Annotated in this window: 7 protein-coding genes; 3 read left to right on the forward strand and 4 right to left on the reverse strand. The window is 65.2% G+C overall.

Going from position 1 to position 8922, the window contains the following annotated elements:
• Positions 1-8 precede the first annotated feature (8 nt).
• From mdcA to dctP, 4 genes are read right to left on the reverse strand one after another with little or no spacing between them, the layout of a single operon-like run.
• Positions 9-1664 (reverse strand): malonate decarboxylase subunit alpha, encoded by a 1656-nt coding sequence (gene mdcA / locus ACP7EY_RS06485; protein ID WP_426191662.1) that lies wholly within the window; start codon positions 1662-1664, stop codon positions 9-11.
• Positions 1661-3010, reverse strand: coding sequence for a TRAP transporter large permease (locus ACP7EY_RS06490; RefSeq protein WP_426191664.1), 1350 nt, complete (start codon positions 3008-3010; stop codon positions 1661-1663). Before ACP7EY_RS06490 ends, mdcA begins: the two co-directional genes overlap by 4 nt.
• The gene (locus ACP7EY_RS06495; protein ID WP_426191666.1) at positions 3007-3612 is read right to left on the reverse strand and encodes a TRAP transporter small permease; all 606 of its coding nucleotides are present in this window, start codon (positions 3610-3612) and stop codon (positions 3007-3009) included. Before ACP7EY_RS06495 ends, ACP7EY_RS06490 begins: the two co-directional genes overlap by 4 nt.
• A 10-nt stretch (positions 3613-3622) precedes the next feature.
• On the reverse strand, positions 3623-4642 hold the full coding sequence (dctP, locus tag ACP7EY_RS06500; protein ID WP_426191668.1) for a TRAP transporter substrate-binding protein DctP: 1020 nt from the start codon (positions 4640-4642) through the stop codon (positions 3623-3625).
• A 183-nt stretch (positions 4643-4825) separates the two neighbouring features.
• Here dctP and ACP7EY_RS06505 point away from each other — a divergent pair, with 183 nt between their 5' ends.
• The 3 genes from ACP7EY_RS06505 (at position 4826) to ACP7EY_RS06515 (ending at position 8767) form a co-directional block, all read left to right on the forward strand.
• The gene (locus ACP7EY_RS06505) at positions 4826-5485 is read left to right on the forward strand and encodes a GntR family transcriptional regulator (RefSeq protein WP_426191669.1); all 660 of its coding nucleotides are present in this window, start codon (positions 4826-4828) and stop codon (positions 5483-5485) included.
• A gap of 71 nt (positions 5486-5556) precedes the next feature.
• Positions 5557-7236, forward strand: a complete 1680-nt coding sequence (locus ACP7EY_RS06510; RefSeq protein WP_426191671.1) for an alkaline phosphatase family protein — start codon at positions 5557-5559, stop codon at positions 7234-7236.
• A 520-nt stretch (positions 7237-7756) separates the two neighbouring features.
• Positions 7757-8767, forward strand: coding sequence for an IS1595 family transposase (locus ACP7EY_RS06515; RefSeq protein WP_426191673.1), 1011 nt, complete (start codon positions 7757-7759; stop codon positions 8765-8767).
• The last annotated feature ends 155 nt before the right edge of the window (positions 8768-8922 follow it).

Here is an 8922-nt window from a genome sequence, read left to right on the forward strand (position 1 = left end):
TGTGTACCTTACCAGTTCCTGAAACGGCGCGGTGGCTCGTACAAGCCGCCCGACGCGCGCACCAGGTCTTTCATGTTACGGGCCGCCAGCAGGTCGCGGCTGGCGTCGCGCTTGTCGATGCCGAGGTCTTCGGGGCGGGTGATGATGCCGCGGTCGCGCAGGTTTTCCACCATGCGCCTGTCGCGCGCCAGGCCGACGGCGGTGTAGCCGGCCACGCCGCGAATGGCCTGTTCGCGTTCTTCCTCGCCACGGCACAGCAGCAGGTTGGCGATGCCTTCTTCGGTGAGGATGTGGGTGACGTCGTCGCCGTAGATCATCACGGGCGGGATGGCGAAGCCGGCCTGCTCGGCCAGTTCCCACGCGTCGAGACGGTCGACAAAGGCCGGCTGCATGTGTTCGCGGAAGGTTTCGACGATCTGCACCACCAGCTTCTGGCCGCGCGGGATCTGGCCGCTGCCGCGCCGGGCCTGCTCGCCCGCCTTGAGCCAGGCGGGGCTGGCGTGACGGCGTCCGCGCGCGTCGGCGCCCATGTTCGAGGCGCCCCCGAAGCCGGCGATACGGCCCACGGTGGCGGTCGAGGAATTGCCCTGCATGTCGATCTGCAGGGTCGAACCGATGAACATGTCGCAGGCGTAGTGGCCGGCCGCCTGGCACAGGGCGCGGTTGCTGCGCATGCTGCCATCGGGGCCGACGGCGAACACGTCGGGGCGGGCGCGGATGTATTCTTCCATGCCCAACTCGGAGCCGAACGAGTGGACGGTGTCGATGAAGCCGGCCTCGATGGCGGGAATGAGGGCCGGGTGGGGGTTCAAGGCCCAGTGGCGGCAGATCTGCCCCTTCAGACCGAGCGACTCGGCGTAAGTGGGCAGCAGCAGCTCGATGGCGGCGGTGTCGAAGCCAATGCCGTGATTGAGGCGCTGCACGCCGTATTCGGCGTAGATGCCCTTGATCGCCATCATCGCCATCAACACCTGGATTTCCGAGATGAGGGCGGGATCGCGGGTAAACAGCGGCTCGATGTAGTAGGGATCGGGCGAGGCGACGACGAAGTCGACCCAGTCGCCGGGAATGTCGACGCGCGGCAGCACGTCAACGATGCGGTTGACCTGGACGATCACGATGCCGTTCTTGAAGGCGGTCGCTTCGACGATGGCCGGGGTGTCTTCCGTGTTCGGTCCCGTATACAGGTTGCCGTGACGGTCGGCCGCTTCGGCCGCCACCAGGCACACGCGCGGCGCCAGGTCGATGAAATAGCGGGCAAACAGTTCGAGGTAGGTGTGGATGGCGCCGATATTGAGCTGGCCGGCGGCGACCAGGCGCGCCACCCGTCCCGCCTGCGGGCCGGAGAAGGAAAAGTCGAGGCGGTCGGCGACGCCCCGCTCGAACACGTCGAGGTGCTCGGGCAGGGCCAGCACCGATTGCAGCATGTGCAGGTGGTTGATGCGCGCCGGGTCGAGCGCGGCCAGCGCGCGCGCCAGGAAGTCGGCCTGCTTCTGGTTGTTCCCTTCCAGGCAGACCCGGTCGCCGCACTCGATCACGCTGTAGAGCAGGTCGGCCAGGCGCGCGGCCGGCACCACCTTGGCGTCTGTGGCGCCGGCCAGTATGGCGCCGGCGCGCGCCAGGCGGGCCTGGCGATTTTGCGCCAGCGTGTTCCACTGTTTCATTTGGCCCCCATCAGAAGGTTGGGCAGGCTGGTGGCGATGCTGGGAAACAGGCATAACAGGATCACGGCGACGAACATCAGGCCGACAAACGGCATCACGCCCCAGATCACATCCTTCAAGGGGATGTCGGGCGCGATGTTTTTTATGACGAAGATGTTCAGGCCCACGGGCGGATGGATCAGGCCCATTTCCATCACCACCGTCATGACGATGCCAAACCAGATCAGGTCGAAGCCGGCCGCTTTCAGGGGCGGCAGAATGATCGGCGCCGTCATCAGGATGATCGACACGGGTGGCAGGAAAAAGCCGAACACGATCACCATCAGCAGGATCACCGCCAGCAGCAGCCAGCGCGACAGGTGCATGTCGACGACCCATTGCGCCGCCGACTGGCTGATGTGCAGGTAGCTCATCACGTAGGAGTAGAACAGCGACATGCCGATGATCAGCAGCAGCATGGTCGACTCCTTGATGGTCGAGGTCAGGATGGGCGCCAGGTCGCGCGGACGCCAGACCTGGTAGACGATGGCGATCAATACCATCGCCAGCAGCGCGCCCAGGCCCGCCGTTTCCGACGGCGTCGCGTAACCGCCATACAGCGCCACCATCACGCCGATCAGCAGGATCACGAAGGGCAGCACGCGCGGCAGCATTTCGACTTTTTCACGCAGCGTGTAGTGCTCGGTCTCGAGGTAGGCCGACTTGACGCCGCCCCCTTCATAGACGGCCTTGGCCAGCGCGTACTCCTTGCGGGCACGGTAGACGGCGTAGCCGGCGAACAGGCCCACGAGCAGCATGCCGGGGCCGATCCCGGCCAAAAACAGGCGCCCCAGCGACTGTTCGGCCGCCACCGCGTACAGGATCATGGTGATCGACGGCGGCAGCAGGATGCCCAGCGTGCCGCCGGCGGCGATGATGCCGGCGGCAAAGCCGGGCGAATAGCCGCGCCGGCGCATTTCGGGAATGCCGGCCGAGCCGATCGCCGAGCAGGTGGCGGGCGAGGAGCCGGCCATGGCGGCGAACAGCGCGCAGGCGAACACATTGGCGATGCCCAGCCCGCCCGGCACCTTGTGCAGCCAGGTGTGGATGGCCGAGTACAGGTCCTTGCCGGCCGGTGACTTGCCGATCGCCGCCCCCTTGAGGATGAACAGGGGGATCGACAGCAGGGTGATCGAGGCCATCTCTTCGTAGACGTTCTGGGTGACGGTGTCGAGCGAGGACGCCGGCATGAACACATACATGAAGCCGGTGGCCACCACGCCCAGCGCGAAGGCGATCGGCATGCCGGAAAACATGACGATCAGGGTGACGACGCCGTACAGGGCGCCCAGGGTGAGGGGACTCATGGCAGGCTCCGTTCAGGGTGCGTCTTCATCGCGTCCGGGGCCGGTGCGCGGGTGTTGGTCAGGTGGGTCAGTACCTGCACCAGGATTTGCAGGGTCAGCACGCTCATGCCGAAGGCCATCATGGCGTAGGGGATCCACAAGGGCGGCGCGAAGGTCGACGAGGTGGTCATGCCGTCGACCCACGCTTCATGCCACAAGGCCCACGACTTCCACGAAAAGAAGGCGCAGAACAGGCACGACACCAGGTCGACGATGAACAGTCGCACCGCGTTCACGCGCGCGGGCAACAGCGACGACAGGGCCTCGATGCCGATGTGGCCACGGAAGGACTGCACGTAAGCGGTGCAGAAGAAGGTGGCGCCCACCAGCATGAACACCGACGCTTCATCCTGCCAGTCGGTGGGGGTCTTAAAAAAATAGCGCACCACCACCGAGTAGGTGAGGATGAGCGCAGTAAACACCAGCGCCGCCATCGACAGGCGCAGCAGCAGGGCGTTGAAGCCGTCGAGCAGGCGCGAAAAAGCGGCCAGCGCCTTCTGCTCGGGCACCGCCGGACGCGCAGGCTTGCCGCCGGGCGGCGGGAGATCAAAACCGTGACTCATGGCGCGCCTTTTACAGGGTCTTCTCGGCCAGCGCCAGCAGCTTGGCGCAATTGGCGTTCTTGTCGGCGTAATCCTTCCACACGTTGGCGCGCGCGATGGCCTGCCATTTCTTGACGATGTCGGGATTCAAATCGACCACCTTGGCGCCGGCCTTGGCATACACGGCGGCCACCGCCGAATCGTCGGCCTGGGCCGCCTTGCGGGCAAAGCCTTCCAGTTCGGCGCCCACCGTCATGATCAGGGCCTGCTGCTCCTTGCTCAGCTTGTCGAACACGGCTTTCGACATCATCAGGGGCTCGAACATGAACCAGTAGGCGCCATTGCGGCCCGTGGTGAGCGACTTCGACACCTCCTCGAGGCGGAAGGAAATGAGCGAGGTCGAGGACGTGAGCGCCGCTTCCATCGCGCCCGTCTGCATGGCGGCGTAGATTTCGTTCGACGGCAGCGTCACCACGGCGGCGCCGGCGGCCTTGAGCATCAGGTCCATTTCACGCGAACCGCCGCGCACCTTCATGCCCTTGGCGTCTTCCGGGTGGACGATCGCCTTGGTGCGCGAGGCGACCCCGCCGGCCTGCCAGATCCACGAGATGAGCACGATGCCCTTTTCCAGCAGGATGCGGTTGAGTTCCTTGCCCACTTCGGCGTTCTTCCAGCCGTAACCCTGGTCGTACGAGGTGACCAGGCCGGGCATCAGGCCGATGTTCACTTCGGGCACTTCGCCGCCCGCGTAGGCCAGCGGCACCAGCGCCAGGTCGAGCGCGCCCTTGCGCATGGCCGAGAACTGCGCATTCGTCTTCATCAGCGAGGAGCCGGGATAGATCTCGAATTTCAGGCCGCCCTTGCTGCGCTTTTCCACCTCGGCGGCGAACATGCGGCACAGGCGGTCGCGAAAATCCCCCTCGGCGACGGTGCCGCCGGGGAACTGGTGCGAAATTTTCAGCGTCGTCGCCGTCTGCGCGAACGCGTGGTGCATCCACAAGGGGCTCGTGGCGAGTGCGCCGACAAGGGTGCGGCGGGCGGTATTGGTCATTGTCATCCTCCAAGATGTTGTTATCCGCGCAGCGTTGTCTGGTGCACCACGCGGTAAGACGGGTTGTCATCATCGGCATCGTTGTGCCTGGCTTTTTATGTATACAAGACTAAACTTAAAAAATACAATGTCAAGCATCATGTGCGTATTTGCGCAATTCCCAACAAAAACAGGAGCCACCGCATGAGCAGCCGTTCCGCCCAATTACGCGAGTCGATCGAAGAGCTGATCGCCGTCGGCACGCTGGCGCCCGGCCAGCATCTCGACGAGACCGAGCTGGCCGCCCGCTATGGCGTCTCGCGCACGCCGATCCGTGAAACCCTGATCCAGCTGGCCTCGATGGGCCTGGTGGTGATCCGTCCGCGCCGCGGCGCCGTGGTGGCCGAACTGGGGCCGCGCCAGCTTGTCGAGATGTTCGAGATGATGTCCGAGCTCGAGGCGGTGTGCGCCCGCCTCGGTGCGCGCCGCATGAACGCGGCCGAGCGCAGTGCGCTCGCCGCGGTGCACCGCGATTGCCAGGCGGCCAGCTTGAGCGCCGATCCGGACGAGTACTATTACAAGAACGAAGCGTTCCATCACGCCATCTACGGCGGCAGCCACAACCAGTTCCTGATCGAGCAGGCGCTGGCCCTGTCGCGCCGCCTGCGCCCTTACCGCCGCCTGCAGTTGCGCGTGCGCGACCGCGTGGCCACCTCGTTCGCCGAACACGACGTGCTCGTCGAGGCCATCGTCGGCGGCGACGGCGAGCTGGCGGCGCGGCTGGCGCGCGACCATGTGATGATCCAGGGCGAGCGCTTTGCCGACCTGATGGCGTCGCTGCCGCAGCCGCAGCCGTCGAACTGACGCCGGCATTGACCGGCAGCGGCGCGCCGATTAAGGTAGCGGCACCCTTCGTTCACTTTTCATGGCCCCCGATGACTTCTTTGCCCCGCTTTGCCCGCCTGCCGCGCCGCGCCGTCACCCTGTTGCTGTCCTTCGCCGTCCTCACGCCCGTGCTGGCGGCGGGCGTCCCGCCGGCCGTGGCGGCGCCTGCCCGGCCCAAGCTGGTCGTGGTGATGGTGGTCGACGGCCTGCCCAACGAGCAGCTGCAGCGCTACCGCGAGCAGTTCGGCCAGGGCGGCTTTCGGCGCCTGCTCGAGACCGGCGCCGCGTTCAGCAATGCGCACCAGGCCCACGGCATCACCGTCACCGCCATCGGCCACACGGCGGTGCTGACGGGCGCCTACCCCTACCAGCACGGCATCATCGGCAACGACTGGATCGATCCGGCCAGCGGCCAGTCGATCTACTGCACCGAAGACCGCGCCCACACCTATATCGGCGAGAGCACCCGCCCCGGCGATGGCACCTCGCCGAAGAACCTGCGGGTGGACACCCTGGGCGACCAGCTGCGCTACGCCACCGGCAACCGTGCCAAGGTGGTGACGGTGTCGGGCAAGGACCGCGGCGCCATCCTGCTGGCCGGTAAAACCGGCACGCCGTATATGTACATGGATGGCAGCGGCAATTTCGCCAGCAGCAGTTTTTACATGGCGGCGCACCCGGCGTGGGTGCAGCGCTACGCCGCCGACAAGCCGCAGGACCGCTACTACGGCAAGGCCTGGACCCCGCTGCTGGCCGACGCCGCCTACGCGGGCGACGCGCCCGATGACGCCATCCCACTGGCGGTCAACCGTTTTCCGCTGACCATGAGCAGCAAGAACGGCACCCGCGACGGCGACTATTACGCGAAACTCAAGACCAGCCCCTACCTCGACGAACTGACGCTGGAGTTCGCCAAGGCGGCGGTCGACGGCGAAAACCTGGGCCGCAATCCGGCCGACGTACCCGACCTGCTGGGCGTGAGCCTGTCGGCGCACGACTACGTCAACCACAAGTACGGCCCCGAGAGCAAGATGTCGCACGACCACCTGCAGCGGCTCGACCGCATGCTGGCCGATTTCTTCAGCTACCTCGACGGTCGCCTGGGCAAGGACAATTTTCTGGTGGTGCTCACCGCCGACCATGGTTTTACCAATACGCCCGAGTTTTCGCAGGCGCGCCACATCGACGCCATGCGCATCCCCTCGAAAAAGCTGGTGGAGGACCTGAACGCCCATTTGGGCGCCAGGTTCGCCCTGACGAAGGCGGTGCGCATCGCCTCGGTGCCGAACCTGTATCTCGATTACCCGCAGATCGACCAGCGCGGCATCGCCCGCGCCGCCGTCGAAGCCGAGGCGGCGCGCTTCCTGCTCGAGCAGCCCGGCATCGCCCAGGTCTACACCCGCGCGCAGTTCGAGAACGGCGGCGCCGGCGGCACCCGCATGGACCTGTTGATGCGGCGCGCCTGGCACCGCCAGCTGTCGGGCGACCTGATGATGGTGACGAAGCCGTATGTGTTCTTCGGCAGCGGCAGCACCGGCGCCTCGCACGGCACCCCCTACGCCTACGACACCAATGTGCCGCTGCTGCTGATGGGCCAACGCTGGATCCGGCCGGGCGACTACGGCCAGTACGCCGAAGTGGTCGACCTGGCGCCCACCCTGGCGCACCTGCTCAAGGTGCGCCCGCCGGCGGCGTCCGAGGGCCGGGTGCTGACCGAACTGCTGCGCTAAGCGCATCGCGGCAATGTAGCGCAGGGGCGCGATCGTCGTCGCCGCCACCGTCAGCGTTGGCGTGCCCGATGACAAGGCTGGAAATTCGATGCATCTGTCATCTGAGTCGCGCTGACAAGCGGCCTTATTTTTGGCGCTTTCACCGTTTGCTGTGGGGCGACCCCGAACCGATTTGAATTGCTGAGGTCAAACCTGCTCCACCAAGGTGATGGGAGAGCAGCATGGCACAAGGCAAGCAGGTCCGTCCGAATTTCACCCGCCTGTTCTCCCGGCTGCGCGCCTTTAGAACCTATCCCGGTAGGTAGGAGGAAGCGGATTGCGACGTGCGCGTAGGCGATGCATGGCAGCCGAGGGCAAGGCGCGAGGATGACGCATGGCGAGCCATGCGAAGACGAGGCAAGTCATATATGACGGCCCGCCATCGGTTGCCAGGCGTCGCAGCGGCGCACCGGCAAGCAGCGACTCCGACCTACCGGGATAGGTTCTTGATACCCACCAGAGGCTGGCCGTCTGCTGCTTTATGTCGGCGCTCGTCAACGGCGAGCGCATCGCCGCGCTGATCGACCAGATCGCCCGCGCGCGCAGCGCGTGTCCCCGCTGCGCATCGCGCCAGTTCGGCCGCCACGGCTTCGCCAATGGCCTGCAGCGATACCGCTGCAGCGCCTGTGGAAAAACCTTCAATGGTTTGACGGGCACGCCGCTGGCGCGCCTGCGCCTCAAGGGCAAGTGGCTCGCGTATTGCGATTGCCTGCGCGACCCGGCCTGCACCGTCAAAAGCGCCGCCGAGAAAGTGCAGGTACACGCCAATACCAGTTTCAGATGGCGCCACCGCTTCCTGCACTGGGTCAAGTTCGACCGACCCGCCACACTGCAAGGCATCACCGAGGCCGACGAGACGTTTTTGCTCGAATCGGAGAAGGGGAACCGGCAGGGTAAGAAGCAGAGTAACCCGCAGAGCAACCAGCAGAGCACTCAGCAGAGTAATCAGCAGGAAAGTGATCAGGACAAGGGGCCGAAAAAGGATCAGGAAAGCGGGCAGGGAAGTCAGCAGGAAAATACACCGTTGGGCAGAGCGCCTCGCAAGCGCGGCGGCGTCGCGTCGAAACGGGGCATATCCAGGCAACTGGTCAATATCGTGGTGGCGCGCGACCGGGGCGGCGCCACCATCGATTTTATTGCCGGGCGCGGCGCCCTCAAAGCCGACGCCTTGCACACCCACCTGCTGCCAAAACTGCAGCGCGATGTGCTGCTCGTGAGCGACGCCAATGCGGCCTATAAAAAATTCGCGCTCGAGGCAGGCATCGACCATCAAAGCATCAACCTGCGCCAGGGCGTTCGTGTACGTGAAGCCATTCACATTCAAAACGTCAACGCTTATCACAGCCGCTTTAAACGGTGGCTCCATCACTTCAACGGCGTGGCCACGCGCTATCTGGACAATTACCTGGGCTGGTGCTGGGCCATCGACCTGCGCCGCATCGGCAACGCCGAGCGCTTCCTCGCAGCGGCGCTCGGTCACTTCAGCGCTTGAGCTCGAAAGAAACTCAACAGCTAACCATCATGAGGGATCATATTTCTTCGCCCCCGCGCATGAAAGCGGCGGTAAGCGCAAGATGGAAGTCGGCGCACAAGACAACAAAAGTCGATCACCGAATGGTGGTCCGACCCCGCAGCTAACCAGACTTG

The organism is Massilia sp. DWR3-1-1, assembly GCF_049898325.1.
Lineage (GTDB): Bacteria > Pseudomonadota > Gammaproteobacteria > Burkholderiales > Burkholderiaceae_D > JAFCUW01.

Bases quoted from the DNA above. Each gene is read 5' to 3' on its own strand.
- ACP7EY_RS06490 (WP_426191664.1), bottom strand. From the start codon at position 3,010: ATGAGTCCCCTCACCCTGGGCGCCCTGTACGGCGTCGTCACCCTGATC.
- ACP7EY_RS06515 (WP_426191673.1), top strand. From the start codon at position 7,757: ATGTCGGCGCTCGTCAACGGCGAGCGCATCGCCGCGCTGATCGACCAG.
- dctP (WP_426191668.1), bottom strand. From the start codon at position 4,642: ATGACCAATACCGCCCGCCGCACCCTTGTCGGCGCACTCGCCACGAGC.
- mdcA (WP_426191662.1), bottom strand. From the start codon at position 1,664: ATGAAACAGTGGAACACGCTGGCGCAAAATCGCCAGGCCCGCCTGGCG.
- ACP7EY_RS06495 (WP_426191666.1), bottom strand. From the start codon at position 3,612: ATGAGTCACGGTTTTGATCTCCCGCCGCCCGGCGGCAAGCCTGCGCGT.
- ACP7EY_RS06510 (WP_426191671.1), top strand. From the start codon at position 5,557: ATGACTTCTTTGCCCCGCTTTGCCCGCCTGCCGCGCCGCGCCGTCACC.
- ACP7EY_RS06505 (WP_426191669.1), top strand. From the start codon at position 4,826: ATGAGCAGCCGTTCCGCCCAATTACGCGAGTCGATCGAAGAGCTGATC.